General features: G+C 66.8%; 16 protein-coding genes. 11 read left to right on the plus strand and 5 right to left on the minus strand.

Going from position 1 to position 14,207, the window contains the following annotated elements; genetic code table 11:
- Positions 1-3 precede the first annotated feature (3 nt).
- Positions 4-1,695 carry an MFS transporter gene (locus CLM73_RS01755; RefSeq protein WP_105237064.1) on the minus strand — a complete coding sequence of 564 codons (1,692 nt, stop codon included), beginning with the start codon at positions 1,693-1,695 and terminating at the stop codon, positions 4-6.
- Positions 1,696-1,907: 212 nt separating this feature from the next.
- On the opposite strand from CLM73_RS01755, the gene CLM73_RS01760 reads away from it, so the two are divergent.
- On the plus strand, positions 1,908-2,339 hold the full coding sequence (locus CLM73_RS01760; protein ID WP_105237065.1) for a DUF2809 domain-containing protein: 432 nt from the start codon (positions 1,908-1,910) through the stop codon (positions 2,337-2,339).
- Between the two features lie 70 nt (positions 2,340-2,409).
- Here the strand turns inward: CLM73_RS01760 and CLM73_RS01765 are convergent, their stop codons facing one another.
- The gene (locus CLM73_RS01765; RefSeq protein WP_105237066.1) at positions 2,410-2,625 is read right to left on the minus strand and encodes a hypothetical protein; all 216 of its coding nucleotides are present in this window, start codon (positions 2,623-2,625) and stop codon (positions 2,410-2,412) included.
- Positions 2,626-2,851: 226 nt separating this feature from the next.
- On the opposite strand from CLM73_RS01765, the gene CLM73_RS01770 reads away from it, so the two are divergent.
- The 4 genes from CLM73_RS01770 to CLM73_RS01785 all read left to right on the plus strand — a co-directional run bounded on the left by CLM73_RS01770 (position 2,852) and on the right by CLM73_RS01785 (position 4,632).
- Positions 2,852-3,583: a TenA family transcriptional regulator gene (locus CLM73_RS01770; protein ID WP_056319353.1), complete on the plus strand. Its 732-nt coding sequence runs from the start codon at positions 2,852-2,854 to the stop codon at positions 3,581-3,583.
- A gap of 68 nt (positions 3,584-3,651) precedes the next feature.
- Positions 3,652-3,951 carry a 2Fe-2S iron-sulfur cluster-binding protein gene (locus tag CLM73_RS01775; protein WP_056566926.1) on the plus strand — a complete coding sequence of 100 codons (300 nt, stop codon included), beginning with the start codon at positions 3,652-3,654 and terminating at the stop codon, positions 3,949-3,951.
- Positions 3,948-4,283, plus strand: coding sequence for a ferredoxin (locus CLM73_RS01780; RefSeq protein ID WP_105237067.1), 336 nt, complete (start codon positions 3,948-3,950; stop codon positions 4,281-4,283). The genes CLM73_RS01775 and CLM73_RS01780 overlap by 4 nt, the downstream gene beginning before the upstream one ends.
- 4 nt (positions 4,284-4,287) lie before the next feature.
- Positions 4,288-4,632, plus strand: a complete 345-nt coding sequence (locus tag CLM73_RS01785; RefSeq protein ID WP_105237068.1) for a 2Fe-2S iron-sulfur cluster-binding protein — start codon at positions 4,288-4,290, stop codon at positions 4,630-4,632.
- A gap of 42 nt (positions 4,633-4,674) precedes the next feature.
- Here the strand turns inward: CLM73_RS01785 and CLM73_RS01790 are convergent, their stop codons facing one another.
- Together CLM73_RS01790 and CLM73_RS01795 are read right to left on the minus strand one after the other, a co-directional pair.
- On the minus strand, positions 4,675-5,397 hold the full coding sequence (locus CLM73_RS01790) for a GntR family transcriptional regulator (RefSeq protein WP_105237069.1): 723 nt from the start codon (positions 5,395-5,397) through the stop codon (positions 4,675-4,677).
- Between the two features lie 79 nt (positions 5,398-5,476).
- Positions 5,477-6,220, minus strand: a complete 744-nt coding sequence (locus CLM73_RS01795; RefSeq protein ID WP_105237070.1) for a sulfite exporter TauE/SafE family protein — start codon at positions 6,218-6,220, stop codon at positions 5,477-5,479.
- A 230-nt stretch (positions 6,221-6,450) separates the two neighbouring features.
- Between CLM73_RS01795 and CLM73_RS01800 the strand changes: the two genes are divergently transcribed.
- The 4 genes from CLM73_RS01800 (at position 6,451) to CLM73_RS01815 (ending at position 11,141) form a co-directional block, all read left to right on the plus strand.
- Entirely contained in the window at positions 6,451-7,983 is a 1,533-nt protein-coding gene (locus tag CLM73_RS01800) for a hypothetical protein (RefSeq protein WP_105237071.1), read from the plus strand.
- Between the two features lie 169 nt (positions 7,984-8,152).
- Positions 8,153-9,613, plus strand: a complete 1,461-nt coding sequence (locus CLM73_RS01805) for an aldehyde dehydrogenase family protein (protein ID WP_105237072.1) — start codon at positions 8,153-8,155, stop codon at positions 9,611-9,613.
- A 29-nt stretch (positions 9,614-9,642) separates the two neighbouring features.
- Positions 9,643-10,122: a GlcG/HbpS family heme-binding protein gene (locus CLM73_RS01810; RefSeq protein ID WP_056319338.1), complete on the plus strand. Its 480-nt coding sequence runs from the start codon at positions 9,643-9,645 to the stop codon at positions 10,120-10,122.
- Positions 10,123-10,133: 11 nt separating this feature from the next.
- Complete coding sequence (locus tag CLM73_RS01815) at positions 10,134-11,141, plus strand: 2Fe-2S iron-sulfur cluster-binding protein (protein WP_105237073.1); 1,008 nt, start codon at positions 10,134-10,136, stop codon at positions 11,139-11,141.
- Between the two features lie 19 nt (positions 11,142-11,160).
- On the opposite strand, the gene CLM73_RS01820 is transcribed toward CLM73_RS01815, so the two are convergent.
- Positions 11,161-11,598, minus strand: coding sequence for a universal stress protein (locus tag CLM73_RS01820; RefSeq protein ID WP_056565149.1), 438 nt, complete (start codon positions 11,596-11,598; stop codon positions 11,161-11,163).
- Between the two features lie 283 nt (positions 11,599-11,881).
- Between CLM73_RS01820 and CLM73_RS01825 the strand changes: the two genes are divergently transcribed.
- Together CLM73_RS01825 and CLM73_RS01830 are read left to right on the plus strand one after the other, a co-directional pair.
- Positions 11,882-13,285, plus strand: a complete 1,404-nt coding sequence (locus CLM73_RS01825; RefSeq protein ID WP_105237074.1) for a DUF3300 domain-containing protein — start codon at positions 11,882-11,884, stop codon at positions 13,283-13,285.
- A 23-nt stretch (positions 13,286-13,308) separates the two neighbouring features.
- Positions 13,309-14,157, plus strand: a complete 849-nt coding sequence (locus tag CLM73_RS01830) for a DUF2950 family protein (protein ID WP_105237075.1) — start codon at positions 13,309-13,311, stop codon at positions 14,155-14,157.
- Positions 14,158-14,207 lie beyond the last annotated feature (50 nt).

The raw sequence follows: 14,207 nt of genomic DNA on the forward strand, positions 1-14,207 counted from the left end.
GCGTCATCGGGTATCGGGGGCACGGCGCAGCGAGAAACCCTGCGCCTCGTTCATGGCCAGGTAACTGACGTTGCGCGATACCACGGGCGGCTTGTCGCCCGCGTGCAATGCGCGCACTTCGTCCAGCACCATCTTGTCGGCCAGTGTCATGCGGTCGATCATCCGCAGATACTGCATCCAGCTTTCCACCAGGAAGACCTCGCGCCAGACGCCCTCGCGCTCCAGGTCGCGAAAGAGCTGCCACTGCTGCGCGCCATTGCGCAGCCGCAAGAGGCGCAGCGGCCGGGCGGCGTGGATCAGCGCGGACAGCTTGTCCGGATTGACCAGGTATTCCACCGCAACCAGCACCGCGCCGCGCTGCGTGTTGAAGCCAGCGTCGGCCAGGGCGGGTTCGGTGTCGTCGGCGCGGGTGAGCGACCGCGCGTCCACCTGTTCCGGCAGGCGCGAGCGGTACAGCAGCGCCACGGTGACGCCCAGCACGATGCCGGCGGCCGACATCGCGCCGGACACGCCCATCGTGCCCGCGAAGTGGCCCCACATGAACGAGCCCGCCGCCAGTCCGCCAAAGATCGCGGTCTGGTACAGCGCCAGCGCGCGCGCCTTGACCCAATCCGGCACCAGCAACTGCACGGTCGTGTTGTAGGTGGCCAGCACGCCGATCCAGCAGCCGCCCGACAGCAGCAACGCCGGAAACGCGACCCACAGCGTATCGGTCAGGCCCAGCGCCAGCAGGCAGGCGGCCAGGAGAGCTGCGGCCACGCTGATGAGGCCGCCGGATCCCCACGCGGCGCGCGCCCGGCGCACCAGCACGCTGCCCAGGATGGCGCCCACGCCCAGCGCGCCGAGCATGTAGCCGTACAGCAGCGCGCTGCCGCTTTCGTGCTCGTGCGCCAGCAGCGGCAGCAATGCCCACAGCGCGCTGGCCGACAGGCCGAAAGCAAACGAGCGCAGCATCACCACGCGCGTCACCGTCGAATGCTGCGTGTAGCGCAGCGCGGCGACCACGCCTTCAAAGAGGCCTTCGGGCGGCAGCCGGCGCACGGGCAGGTCGCGCTTCCAGCGCCAGATCGCCCAGATCAGGCCGGCGTAGCAGAAGCAGTTCAGCAGAAAGACCCAGGACGTGCCCAACGCGCCCAGCAACAGGCCGCCGATGGCCGGCCCCACCGCCCGCGCCACATTGAAGTTGACGCTGTTCAGCAGCACGGCGCTGCCGACGTGCTCGCGCGGCACCTGTTCGCCCACGGCGGCCTGCCACGCGGGCGTGACGATCGCGCTGCCGATGGCGATGCAGAACACGGATGCGATCAGCGTGATGGGGTGCAGCAACCCCGCGAAGGCCAGGATGGTGATGAAGACGCCGCCCGCCAGCTCCAGCAGCATGCCCGCCAGCATCACCTTGCGCCGGTCGTGGTTGTCGGCCAGCACCCCGGTCAGGATCGACAGGGCGACCAGCGGAAACGCCGCCGCCACCTGGATCATCGCAACCATCAGCGGGCTGCTCTGCTCCGTGGTGATGACCCACGCGGCGGCCACCGATTGCGCCCAGGTGCCCAGGTTGGCAAACAGGTTGGCGATCCAGATGACGCGAAAGGCGGGAAAGGCGAGGGGGGAAAGCGTGCTGACCTGAAGGACAGGCGCGGGCGCGGCCGGAGGGGCCGCCGGCAGATCGGTCGAAGCCGAAACGGGCTGCAGCATGGGAACGTTGCCGGACGCGAGGATCGCGCCCGTTCTGGGCTGGGTCGGGGTCGCTCAATGGTACGCCCAAGGCAGGCGGCCGAGGAGGGCGGCCTGCGCTTTTCCGGTAACCTGCGCGCTGGCCTTGTTACCGGCCGGGGCGCGGGCGATGCGCGGCTGCTGATGCAGTCGCCACGCCCCTCCCTGTTTCACTATTTACGTTTGCTGATTCAATGACCCTGACTTTCAACGGGCGCGCGTTCGCCGCCCTGCTTGCCGTGACCGCCGTGCTGGCGCTGATTGCCACCGTGGGCGCGCCCTATCCCTTCCTGCGTGGGTTTGTGGGCGACGTGGTGGCGGTGGGCTGGGCCTATCTGCTGTATCGCAGCTTCGTCCGCGCAGGCGTACTGCCGCTGGCCCTGGCGGCGCTGTTCACGGGCTACGCGGTCGAGCTGGGCCAGTACCTGGCCCGGCACTTCGGCTGGCGCATCGAGCAGCCGGTGTTGCGCGTCGTGTTCGGCAGCGTGCCGGACTGGTGGGACGTGCTGGCCTACACCGTGGGCTTTGCCATCGTGATGGTGCTCGCGGGCGGCCACGCCCGCCGTCAGCGGAGCGTGGCGCTGCAGAACGCCCGGATGCAGGCCAGTCTGCGCGCAAGGCGCTAGCGGCGTAGCGCCTGTCCGGGAAGGCGTACCGGGTTTTTCATGCCGGGGCGTTCAGCTCCCGGCTTTTCCTTCAGCCAGCTTGGCAGACCGTGTCGTCGCGTTGCGTGCGTGCGGCGGGTGCGGCTGCGCGCAGCGGTTGCAGACGGGCATTGCGGAACGGAGCCAGCAGTTCCGCCCAGGACGACGGGAACAGCGGCGTCGCGTGGCGCACCGCGTCGCGGCGGGCGTAGTGGGTGAGCAGTTGTTGACCGATCGGGGCGTCGCCCAGCGGGTGGCGGGTGTTCATGGTATTTCCGTATTGTGTTGAAATTGTATTCATTGTACGCCCGTGGCGCGGCTTGGTCCAATTTGCCTGGAAAACGCCAAGTGCTTGATCTATTGGAAACTGTCCCTCTTTAAGTGGCTCACTTCGGGATTGCCCTAGCGGACTAAAACAGTAGACGGTATACAATGTTCATCATGGCCGGGCTGAGACAGGCCTGGAATTTCTCCCACTGGACCTGGAGCGAGTCATGGCAGAACTGATGAACCGAGATGAATTCCGCACGGCGCTGGAAAACGCGATCAAGGGCAAGAGCGCAAACGCATCGCCCTTTTCGATCGCCTGGGCCGAGGGCAAGCTGAGCCGCGAGCATCTGTCGCGCTGGGCCGAAAACCACTATCACTACGTTGGCCCCTTCGCCGACTACCTGGGCTACCTGTACGCCCGCACGCCGGACACCTACACCGAGGCCAAGGATTTCCTGCTGGCCAACATGTACGAAGAGGAAATCGGCGGCGACCGCCACACCGATCTGCTGATCCGCTTTGCCGAAGCCTGCGGCACCACCCGCGAACGGGTCACCAATCCGGACAACATGTCGCCCACGACCCGCGCGCTGCAAAGCTGGTGTTATGCCGTGGCCATGCGCGAGGACCCGATCGTGGCGGTGGCTGGCCTGGTCGTGGGCTTGGAATCGCAGGTGCCGTCCATCTACCGCAAGCAGACGCCGACCCTGCGCGAGAAATACGGCTTCACCGACGAGGAAGTGGAGTTCTTCGACCTGCACATCGTGTCCGACGAGATCCACGGCGAACGCGGCTACCAGATCGTGCTGGAGCACGCCAACACGGTGGATCTGCAACAGCGCTGCCTGAAGATCTGCGAGATCGGCGCGCAGATGCGGCTGCTGTACACCACGGCGCTCTATACCGACTACGTGCAGGACGAGATCAAGCTGCCTGAGCTGGGCCTTGCCGCCTGATTGCGCGTACCCATCCAGCCCGGCCCGCCCGGGCGGTTGCCGCACCGCAGAACCTGGACGAAGACCTCATGCCTACCGTTGTGTTTCATAAAGGCGGCCAGACCTACACCGACGTGGTGAAGGACAACACCAACCTGGTGGTGCGGGCCGGCATCAAGCAGTTTCCGTTTCCGCATCTGCGCTACGAATGCGGCATGGGCAAGTGCGCCAAGTGCGCGTGCCGCATCATTGCCGGCGCCGAGCATCTGCCGCCGGTGAACTGGAAGGAAAAGAAGCAGCTGGGCGACCGCGTCGACCAGGGCTACCGGCTGGCGTGCCAGCTCTGGCTCAGCAGCGACATCGAGCTGTCCCAGGACGTGGAGGCATGATGGCGACCGAATCCACCTATGTGATCCTGACCTCCAAGCCCGGCGTGTTCCGCACCGAGGCGGGCGACGGCGCCGACATCATCGAGACCTATGACTACGTGTTCTACGGGCGCGCGCTGGCCGTGTTCAGCATTGCGCGCCTGGCGCGCGAGATCAAGCTGGTGGTCACCGAGGAAACGCCGCCCTACGTGGTGAACCACGTACCGTCCAAATTCCTGGAGAAGTTCTCGTCAGTGGATGCAGCCCGCAAGGAGCTGGCGCACCTGACGCGTTTTGGCAGCATGGCGTCGACGCTGACGCTGCGGTCCGGCGCAAGCGCCGCGGAGCACTGAATATATGGTCCAGATCACGTTCCTATCCAACGGCGGCATGGTCGCCACCGCGCCGGAAAACAGCAACCTGCTGCGCGTGTCGCTCAAGGAAAAGGGCGGCATCCCGTTCAAGTGCGGGGGCGGCCTGTGCGGCACCTGCAAGTGCCGGATCGAAGAAGGGCTGGAAAACACCGACGCCATCAAGCCGAAGGAGCGCAAGCACCTGCGGCCGGAAGACTTTGAGGCCGGCTATCGCATGGCCTGCCAGACGTTCGTGAATGGCGACGTGAAGGTGTCGTGGGTGGTGCAGAACGGCAAGGGGATCGTCGTCGGCGCGGCCCCGGGGGCGGTGGAGACGGCCACGACCTGATGAGCTGACGGCGGGGACAGCCGCTCGTCAGTGTTTTGGCGCTCAGGCCACCGACGCCTGCTGCGGCGGCTGCTGCGCTTCGGTGTAGGCCTTGGCCGCGTTGTGCACGTGCTGGCTGGCCAGCAGTGCCGCCAGGTCGCCGTTGCCGGCGATGACGGCATTCAGAATCTGCGAATGCTCGTCCCAGTTCTGCTTGGCGCGGCGCATGTTGCTGGGCGCGAACAGCAGCGCGGTGCGGTCGCGCAGCGAGCGCATCAGGTCGGTCAGCACCACGTTGCCGCCGATCGTGGCCAGCATTTCGTGAAACTGCGAATTGAGCGCCAGGAACTTGTCCAGCTTCTCGTCGCGCGCGGCCTCCGTGCCTTCGCGCAGAAACGCCTGCAGGCGCTCCACCGTCTTCTCGTCCCGGCGCTGCGCGGCCAGCTTGGCGTTCAAACCTTCCAGCGTGGCGCGCACTTCGACCATGTCGTAGGCCACGGCGTCGGACAGCACCGACACGGACGCGCCGCGGCGCGGCTCGATCGTGACCAGGCCTTCGGCGGCCAGCGCGCGCAACGCCTCGCGCACGGGGATGCGGGACACGCCCATTTCCTCGGACAGGCGGCCTTCCACCAGGCGGTCGCCCGGCGTGAATTCGCCGCTCAGGATGCGTTCGCGCAGCTTGTCGCGGATAACGGCAAACAACTGCGGGTGCTGCTCGCCGATCTTCAGCGGGGAGGAATGCTGCGTCTCGACGGCTTGCGGGCTGACGGGGGAGGTTGTCATGGCGAGCAGGTTTGGCGTAATGGATATAGTCGGCATTGTATTACCGGGTGTAGCCGGCCGTCGCTGGCGGTTTGCCGCATCAGTGCACCCAGAATGACTTCACCAGCACGCCCACCGCGCCCATGGCGCAGGCCACGAGCAGCACGCCGCGCACGGCGCGGGGAGGCAGCAGGGTGCGCAGCCGGCTGGAGACCGCAAAGCCGGCCAGCAGGAACGGCGCCAGACTGAGCGCCAGTCCGGCGTGGTAGCCCGTGTAACGCTTGGCCAGCGCCAGCATGGCAAGCGAAAAAATGGATCCCAGAAAGAGCACCATGCCCAGCGTGGCGCGCAGCCGGGGCGGCGCGGCGTGCTGCAGCACGATGGCGATGGGCGGGGCGCCCACCGACGTCATCGTGCCCATGATCCCCGAGGCCACGCCCGCGCCGGACACCCGGCCCGGCGTCGCGGAAAACTTCAGTCCCGCCACGCTGAGCGCAACGGCGGCCAGAATCATGCAGGCAAAGAGCACGCCCAGCGCCTGGGGCGCAAAGCGCGCCATGGCGTAGATCGCGATCAGGGTGCCGATGGCGCGCCCGGCCAGGGCGTAGGAGACGGCCGGCCAATCGATGGCGGCGCGCTCGCGCAGGGCGGTCAGGAGCGAAATGAAGCCGCCCAGGGTCAGGAGCGGGCCGGGCGCCAGCTGCGGGAAGAACATGGCGGCCACGGGCGCGGCAAACATCGCAAATCCCACGCCGCCCACGCCTTGCGCCACAGCCGCGCCGAACACGACGGCCGCCATGGCGGCGTAATGCCACAAATCGGTGATTGCCAGGGAGGACAACATGCCTGAAGACTTTGTAATTTCTGTATACGATAGTCTATCGGTGAATTTGGACTGCAACCTGAAATTCCCAAAAAATCCGGGTAATCCCTTGTTTTTCAGCTAAAAATCAGGCTGACAGCGGCACTATCGGTTTCCCTAGGCGGTGCATATTTCGGTTGGTATGACTCTCAACGAAATATAGTATACCGACGGTGGCGACCCAACAGCCACGCATACAAGGGGAATAGCGCATGCAATCCGACGTCGTGCTCACTGCCGCTCATTGGATATACCTGATCAGCGTGGCCGCCATCATCCTGACGATGATCCTGCGCGCCAATGTCGTGGTGCCCTCGGTCATCGGCACGTTCCTGGTCGTGCTGGCGATCACGGGCAATCCGATCAGCGGACTGATCGGCATCTTTTCCGCCAGCTTCGTCGCCGCCAAAGAGCTCTTCAACATCTTTCTGGTCATCACGTTCATGACGGCGCTGCTCAATTCGCTGAAGACACTGCAGGCGGACGTGCGCATGGTCCAGCCGTTTCGCCGCGTCATGCGGGGCGGGCATTCGTCGTTCGTGATCATCGCCCTCTGTACCTATGTGATCTCGCTGTTCTTCTGGCCGACGCCCGCCGTGCCGCTGGTGTCCGCCATCCTGCTGCCGGCGGCCATCGCGGCCGGGCTGCCGCCGCTGGCCGGCGCAATGGCCATCGCTATCGCGGGGCAGGGCATGGCCCTGTCGTCGGACTACGTCATCGGCGTGGCGCCGAGCATCAGCGCCAAGGCGGCGGGAGCGGCGGTCAGCGCCGCAGTGGTGGCCGACCGCGCGCTCGTGCTGTCGCTGATCACCGGCGCGGTCGCGCTGGTGACGGCGTACCTGCTGGTGCGCCGTCACATCGTGCCGGCCGATCCGGCGCTGCTGTCGGCCTGGCAGGCCCGCGCGCAGGACGGCAGCCTGGCGCGCATGGAACAGGCCGGCTCGTTCGACAAGGCCGAACTTGCCCGCGGCACCATGGGCGCCGATCCCGCCCTGCCGGCCGGCCCCGCGCTGAGCGACGAAGAGCGCCGCCGCATCCGCTGGTCCAAAGTATTCGCGGTGGTGACGCCGCTGGCGTTCCTGGCCGTGATCGCCGTGATGGTGCTGCCCCGGCTGTTCCCGTCGCTGCCCGCCCTGCGCGGCGGCGACGCGGCGGCGCTGGTCGGCGGCGTTGCCTTCGTGGTGATGATGCTGGTGACGTTGGCCGCCGAAGGCCCTCGCAAGATGCTGGACGTCTGCCCGGAGCACGTGACCGACGGCTTCGTGTTCGCCTTCAAGGCAATGGGTTCCGTGCTGCCCATCGCCGGGTTCTTCTTCGTCGGCGCCAATGAGACAGCCGCCCAGATCCTGGGCGTACCCGCGGCGCAGGCGCCCGGCCTGCTGTTCGAGGTGATCTCCGCCGCGCAGCATCTCATCCCGGAAAACCACTTCCTTGTCGCCTTCGGCGTCCTGCTTGTCGGCATGATCACCGGCATCGACGGCTCGGGCTTTGCCGGTCTGCCGCTCACCGGCACGTTGTCCGGCGCGCTGGGTCCGGTCGTCGGCGTGGACCCCGCGACGCTGGCGGCGGTCGGCCAGATGGGCGCCGTATGGACGGGCGGCGGCACGCTGATCGCCTGGTCGTCGCTGATTGCGGTGGCGGGGTTCGCGCGGGTGAACGTGCTGTCGCTGGTGCGCGCGCTGCTGCTGCCCGTGGTGCTGGCGCTTTTCGTCTCCACGATCTGCGCCGTGCTGATCTGGAGCTGAGTGCCCCCCGAATGCAAAAAAGGCTCCCGCCCGGGAGCCTTTTTACTGGCGGCGCGGTGGGGTTTCCACCGATCGTCGCGCAGTGATTAAAGTATACAATGTTCTGAAAGTGGCCCAGAAGCCTCGCGCCCGGCCACGCCGGCCCAGACTCAATCAAGGAAGCGCTCCCGTGGACGATCTCTCGCAGCAAACCTTTTTGAACTACATCGGCGGCAACAGGACGCCCAGCGCCTCGGGCAAGACTGCCCCGAACCGCAATCCGGCCGACACCGACGACGTCGTCGGGCATTTCCAGGTGTCCGGCGCCGAAGACGCCCGGCAGGCCGTCCTGGCCGCAGAGGCGGCCTTTGCCGCGTGGCGCGACACGCCGATCTCCAAGCGCGCGGCCATCCTGTTCCGGGCCGCCCAACATCTGGAAGACAACGCCAACGCCATTGCCCGCGAACTGACCCGCGAAGAAGGCAAGGGCCTGAATCTGGCCAAGGACGAAGTCCTGCGCTCCGCGCAGACGATCCGCTTCTACGCCGTCGAAGGCCAGTCCTTCACGGGCGAGACCTACCCCAACGACGACCCGGACATGATCGTCTACAGCCAGCGCGAGCCGCTGGGCGTGGTCACGGTCATTTCCCCCTGGAATTTCCCCATCTCGATTCCGGCGCGCAAGATCGCGCCGGCCCTCATCACGGGCAACACGGTGGTGTTCAAGCCGTCTTCCGACGCGCCGATGTCGGGCTATCGCCTGACCGAGGCCTTCGAGCAGGCCGGGCTGCCCGCCGGCGTGCTGAACTTTCTGACGGGTCCTGCGGGCGCGGTGGGCGAAGCCATCACGGGGGCGAGCCAGGTGCGGGCCATTTCGTTCACCGGCTCCACCGCCGCCGGCGAGCAGATCCACCGGACGGCGGGCCTGACCACCCGCACGCAGATGGAGCTGGGCGGCAAGAACCCGCTGATCGTGTTGGCCGACGCCGACCTGGACCGCGCGGTGGACCTGGCCGTCAAAGGCGGTTTCTCGTTGAGCGGCCAGGCGTGCACCGGCACCAGCCGCGTGCTGGTCGACCGCAAGATCAGCGGCGCCTATACGGAAAAGCTGCTCGCCAAGATCAAGACGCTGACCATCGGCAACGGGCTTGAGGGCAACTTTGACCTGGGTCCGCTAGCCACCGCCCGCCAGCTCGACAACGTGCTCGGCTATATCGAACTGGGCAAGCAGGAGGCCAAGCACCTGTGCGGCGGCGACCGTCTGACAGGCCCGGGTTTCGACCGCGGCTATTACGTCACGCCCGCGCTCTTTGCCGGCGTGACGCAGCAGATGCGCATTGCCCGCGAAGAGATCTTCGGCCCCGTGATCGCGCTGATCGAGGTCGACGGCTATGAAGACGCCATCGCGCAGGCCAACGACACGGAATACGGCCTGTCGGCCGCCATCGCCACCACCGACGCGCGTTACGCGCACCGCTTTGCCCGCGACATCCAGGCCGGCACCGTGAAGATCAACCGCACCACCACCGGCAATCTGATCAACGCGCCGTTCGGCGGCTTAAAGCATTCCAGCACGTCCACGTTCCGTGAATCCGGCCGCGTGGGCCTGGAGTTCTACACGCAGATCAAGACCGTCTACCGCGCCGGCTGACGGCTCATCCAATTACAGAGGCTTTGCACATGAAACAGATCTATCGGCTGGAACTTGAAGAGGCGCGCGTCATGGTGCGCGCCGCCATCGCCAAGTCGCAGGAAATCGGCGTGCTGGAGTCGATCTGCATCGTGGACGACGGCGGCTATCCGATTGCGCTCGAGCGCATGGACGGCGCCCGCATCACGGGTCCGCAGATCGCCTGGAACAAGGCGTTCACCGCCGCCGGGCACAAGCGCTCGACCCACCTGTTCAATACGCCGCCCAACGGCCCCGCGCTGCCCGGCAACGAAGCCTTCGGCATCCAGTGGAGCTTTGACGGCAAGTTCGCGGTGTTCGTCGGCGGCTTTCCCATCGTCGTGAACGGTGAGGTGATCGGCGGCGTGGGCCTGAGCGGCGGCAATGGCGAGCAGGACACCAAGGCGGGTCTTGCGGCGCTGGCCGCGCTGGGCGAACTGCTGGAACCGCGCGGCATGAAGGTGCTGGTGGAAGCGGACATCAAGAAATAGGCGAGGGCGCCATGGCATACCGCGTGCACATCCTGGAAACCGAGACCGCCTTCGACGTCGAAGCGGGCGAAACCGTGCTGCAGGCCGCCGAGCGGTCGGCGGTGAAGCTGCCGCACGAGTGCACGTTCGGCGGCTGCGGCACCTGCCGCATCAAGCTGGAATCGGGCGCTGTCCAGTACGACGAATTCCCGATGGCGCTGACGCCGGAAGAGGCCGAACAAGGCTACGCGCTGGCGTGCCAGGCGCATCCCACGGGCGACCTGTGCATCAGCGTGGCCAGCAGCCGTCAGGTCTTTCCCGAGGCCCGCCGCATCCCCGCCACGATCCACCGCATCGACGGCTACTGCGACGACGTCATTCACCTGACGCTGGCGCTGCCCGGCGACGGGCTGGATTACGTGCCCGGCCAATACATGAACGTGGTGCTGCCAGACGGCGAGACACGCAGCTTCTCCATGGCTTCAGCGCCCGCCGGCAACCTGATCGACTTCCATGTGCGGCGCATTCCCGGCGGCCGCTACACGGACCAGTGGCTGGGACAGGCCAGCGCGGGCGCGCCGGTGGAGATCGAGGCGCCGCTTGGCGTCTTCAGCTATCACGAGGAAGATTGGCGCCCGCTCATCATGATGGCGACCGGCACCGGCATTGCGCCGATCAAGGCGATTCTGGAATCGCTGCTGGACAACGAGGACTGCCCGCCCGTCACCCTGTATTGGGGCATGCGCACCGAGGCGGACCTGTACCTGCGCGACGAGATCGAAAGCTGGGCGGGCCGGCTGTATGAATTCAACTTCGTGCCCGTGCTGTCGCGCGCGGGACCCGATTGGCAGGGACGCCGCGGATACGTGCAGCAGGCCGTGCTGGAAGACCACGACGACCTGTCGGAACACGCCCTCTACCTGTGCGGCGCGCCGGAGATGATCCGCCAGGCCAAAAGCCTGCTGGCCGAACGCGGCGCCAGCCTGGACCACCTGTACGCCGACAGCTTCACGTTCCAGCACGCGCTGGCCGCGGCATAACGAACCACGAAGACCCGGCCTACCGATACACCAGCACCGGCAGCCGCGTGCGCGCCAGCACGCGCTGTGTCTCGCTGCCCAGCAGAAAGCCCGTCATGCCGTGCCGCCCGTGCGACCCCATCACGATCAGGTCGCACCCGGTTTTCTGCGCCGTCTCCACAATGGCCTCGTGCGGATGGTCATTCACCATGACGATGGCTTCGCAGGGCACCAGCGCGTGCCGCGCCTCGGTCTCAAGTCCATCCAGATAGGCCTGCGCGTTCTTGCGCGCCTGGTCGGTGTGATGCCCCTCAGTGGCGCCCAGCATTTCGGCCTGGTAAACCAGCAGGTGGTCTTCCGGAATGGCGCGCAGCAGGGTGATGGTGGCGCCCATTTCCTTGGCGAAAACGAGCGCGCGCTTGAATGCCGACTCGGACAGCAGGGAACCGTCCACGGCGATGAGCAAGTGCCTGTACATGTTGCCTCTCCTTTAGGTAAAGGAATGTCCAGCAACGGCGAATCCAGTATAGGCCTGCGGGCAGGCGCAAGCCAATCCGGCATATGGTGGATCAACCGGTGTCTGACACCCTCTGAGACGCCGCTGCAAGCTGACGACCGTCTCCCCAGGGTGTCTGACACCTCGACCTCTCGCCCCGCCGTCCGTGCTTCCAAACGGCCGGCGTTAGGCATATATTGTCTTCGCGATATCCGGCGGTTCCCTCCTGGCTTGTGGCGTCTTGCTCTGTGTGCGGAGAACGGAAATGCGGCGACTGCGAACATGGTTCTTCGGCCTGATATGCCTGGGACTGTCACTCTCTTTTCCCGCCATGGCGCAGACCAAGCTGAGCAATGCTCAGCTTGATCAGCTGATGGCGCCCGTGGCGCTCTACCCGGATGCGCTGCTCTCGCAGATCCTGATGGGGTCTACCTATCCGGATGACGTCGCGGCCGCGGCCAAATGGTCGGCCGCGAACGCCAATCAGTCTGGCGACGACGCCGTGCGCGCGGTCGACGCCGAACCCTGGGACCCCAGCGTCAAGTCGCTGGTGGCCTTTCCGTCAGTCATGGACATGATGGGCCGCGAGCCAGGCTGGGTGAAGTCCGTGGGCGACGCGTTCCTTGCGCAGCCCGAGGCCGTCATGGATTCCGTCCAGCGGCTGCGCACGCAGGCGCAGAAAGCCGGCAATCTCAAGAGCACGCCGCAACAGACCGTCAAAACCACCACCGCCAATGAAAAGACCGTCGTGGTGATCGAACCGGCCGATCCCCAGGTGGTCTACGTGCCCAGTTACAACCCCACGGTGGTCTACGGCTCGTGGGCATACCCCTCGTATCCGCCTTATTACTATCCCCCGCCGCCGGGGTCCGTGTTTGCGACCTCGCTGGTGGCCGGGATCGGATTCGGCATTGGCGTCGCGGCGATCAATTCGATGTGGGGGGACGCCGACTGGGGCCGAGGCGATGTCGATATCGATGTGAACCGCTACAACAACATCAACGTCAACAACCGCATCGACCGCGACAACATCAGCAACAACCGATCTACCTGGCAGCACAACGCCGCCAATCGCGGCAATACGCCCTATGCGGATCAGGCCAGCCGCCAGCGCTTTGACAGCCAGCGGCAGGCCGGTCTGCAGAACCGGGCGCAGGCGGGCGGCCAGGGCCCAAGGACCGGGGGCGGGGCGCCGGCGGCGGGGTCCCGGGAGGCCGCGCGGGAGCGGGCGGCGCAATCCTTTGAAGGCCGCACCGGGCAGCCGATCGCGGGCCATTCCGGCGCAGCGGCGCAGAACCGCGCCCAGAACCGATCAACCGGCGTGTCCACGCAGGATCGCGCCCAGAACCGCGCATCCAGCGTGTCGACGCACGACCGGCCGCGGGACGGCAGCACGGGCGCCTCCACCCACGACCGGCAGGCCGCCGCGCAGCGCCAGCGCGCCGACGAGACGGCCGCGCGCGACCGGGCACGGGCGTCCAACAGCCACAACGCCCTGAGCGGCGCGGGCGACGGCGACCGCATGCGGCAGCAGAACCAGCGCGGCGAAATGAGCCGCGGCGGCGGTGGGCATCGCAGCACCGGCGCCAGTGCGCCGCATCGCGGTGGCGGGGCAGGCGTCCATCGCGGCGGAGGCGGCGGGCGTGGTGGTGGCGGCGGCCGGAGATAGGCACCATGGACAAGGGACTTTCTATGACGATCGCTCGTTTGCGCGCGCTGTGCGTGGCTTCGGTCCTTGGGCTCGGCGTGGCGGCACCCGCCATGTCGCAGGCCGTGTATCCCAGCGCCCAGGACGCGGCCCAAGCATTCACCGACGCCCTGGCGCTCAACGACGTCGATGCCTTGAGTAAAGTGCTCGGCCCGAACCACCGGCAACTCGTGCCGGGCGGCGTCGACCAGGAAAGCATCTATCGCTACCTGGCGGCGTGGGTGCGCAAACACGACATCGTCGCCGACGGCGGGCGTTCGTGGGTGGCGGTGGGCGATTCCGGATGGACGCTGCCGGTGCCGCTGGTGCGCGCCGGCCAGGGATGGCGTTTCGACCCGGTGGCGGGCAAGGCGGAGATCCAGCGCCGCGCCATCGATCGCAATGAGCTGACCGCCATCGAAACCCTGCAGGAACTTCAGGCCGCGCAGACCCGGTATGCGCAGGGAGTTGGCCAGGGCCGCTACGCCAAGCGCCTGGTCAGCCGCGCCGGTGAGCGCGACGGACTCTACTGGCCCGATGTGCCGGGCGCGCCGCAGCAGGCCTTCGGCCCCGATGCGCTGGCGATGGGGCCCGACGTGCCGGTCGACGACGCGTACTTCGGCTATCGCTACAAGATCCTGCCGGGCAGCTCGGACAAGGCGTACCGCATCGTCGCGTGGCCCGCGCGATACGGACACACGGGGATCGGCACGTTTGTCGTGGGTCCGGAAGGCGGCGTGATGGAAAGCGACCTGGGACCGTCCTCGGCCCTACGCGCGGCGGCTTTGCGAGAAGCCGACATCCACACCGGAAACTGGGTGGACGCGAACGGCCAGCCGGCGCCCGCGAGGTAGGTTTTTCGGGGCCGTATGGCGGGCGGCGCAGCCGCATTTCCGGCGCCTTT

The organism is Achromobacter spanius (genome assembly GCF_002966795.1).
Lineage (GTDB): Bacteria > Pseudomonadota > Gammaproteobacteria > Burkholderiales > Burkholderiaceae_B > Achromobacter > Achromobacter spanius_D.

Excerpts from the sequence above, each read along its gene's own strand:
- CLM73_RS01755 (WP_105237064.1), bottom strand. The coding sequence starts at position 1,695 with ATGCTGCAGCCCGTTTCGGCTTCGACCGATCTGCCGGCGGCCCCTCCG.
- CLM73_RS01760 (WP_105237065.1), top strand. The coding sequence starts at position 1,908 with ATGACCCTGACTTTCAACGGGCGCGCGTTCGCCGCCCTGCTTGCCGTG.
- CLM73_RS01765 (WP_105237066.1), bottom strand. The coding sequence starts at position 2,625 with ATGAACACCCGCCACCCGCTGGGCGACGCCCCGATCGGTCAACAACTG.
- CLM73_RS01770 (WP_056319353.1), top strand. The coding sequence starts at position 2,852 with ATGGCAGAACTGATGAACCGAGATGAATTCCGCACGGCGCTGGAAAAC.
- CLM73_RS01775 (WP_056566926.1), top strand. The coding sequence starts at position 3,652 with ATGCCTACCGTTGTGTTTCATAAAGGCGGCCAGACCTACACCGACGTG.
- CLM73_RS01780 (WP_105237067.1), top strand. The coding sequence starts at position 3,948 with ATGATGGCGACCGAATCCACCTATGTGATCCTGACCTCCAAGCCCGGC.
- CLM73_RS01785 (WP_105237068.1), top strand. The coding sequence starts at position 4,288 with ATGGTCCAGATCACGTTCCTATCCAACGGCGGCATGGTCGCCACCGCG.
- CLM73_RS01790 (WP_105237069.1), bottom strand. The coding sequence starts at position 5,397 with ATGACAACCTCCCCCGTCAGCCCGCAAGCCGTCGAGACGCAGCATTCC.
- CLM73_RS01795 (WP_105237070.1), bottom strand. The coding sequence starts at position 6,220 with ATGTTGTCCTCCCTGGCAATCACCGATTTGTGGCATTACGCCGCCATG.
- CLM73_RS01800 (WP_105237071.1), top strand. The coding sequence starts at position 6,451 with ATGCAATCCGACGTCGTGCTCACTGCCGCTCATTGGATATACCTGATC.
- CLM73_RS01810 (WP_056319338.1), top strand. The coding sequence starts at position 9,643 with ATGAAACAGATCTATCGGCTGGAACTTGAAGAGGCGCGCGTCATGGTG.
- CLM73_RS01815 (WP_105237073.1), top strand. The coding sequence starts at position 10,134 with ATGGCATACCGCGTGCACATCCTGGAAACCGAGACCGCCTTCGACGTC.
- CLM73_RS01820 (WP_056565149.1), bottom strand. The coding sequence starts at position 11,598 with ATGTACAGGCACTTGCTCATCGCCGTGGACGGTTCCCTGCTGTCCGAG.
- CLM73_RS01825 (WP_105237074.1), top strand. The coding sequence starts at position 11,882 with ATGCGGCGACTGCGAACATGGTTCTTCGGCCTGATATGCCTGGGACTG.
- CLM73_RS01830 (WP_105237075.1), top strand. The coding sequence starts at position 13,309 with ATGACGATCGCTCGTTTGCGCGCGCTGTGCGTGGCTTCGGTCCTTGGG.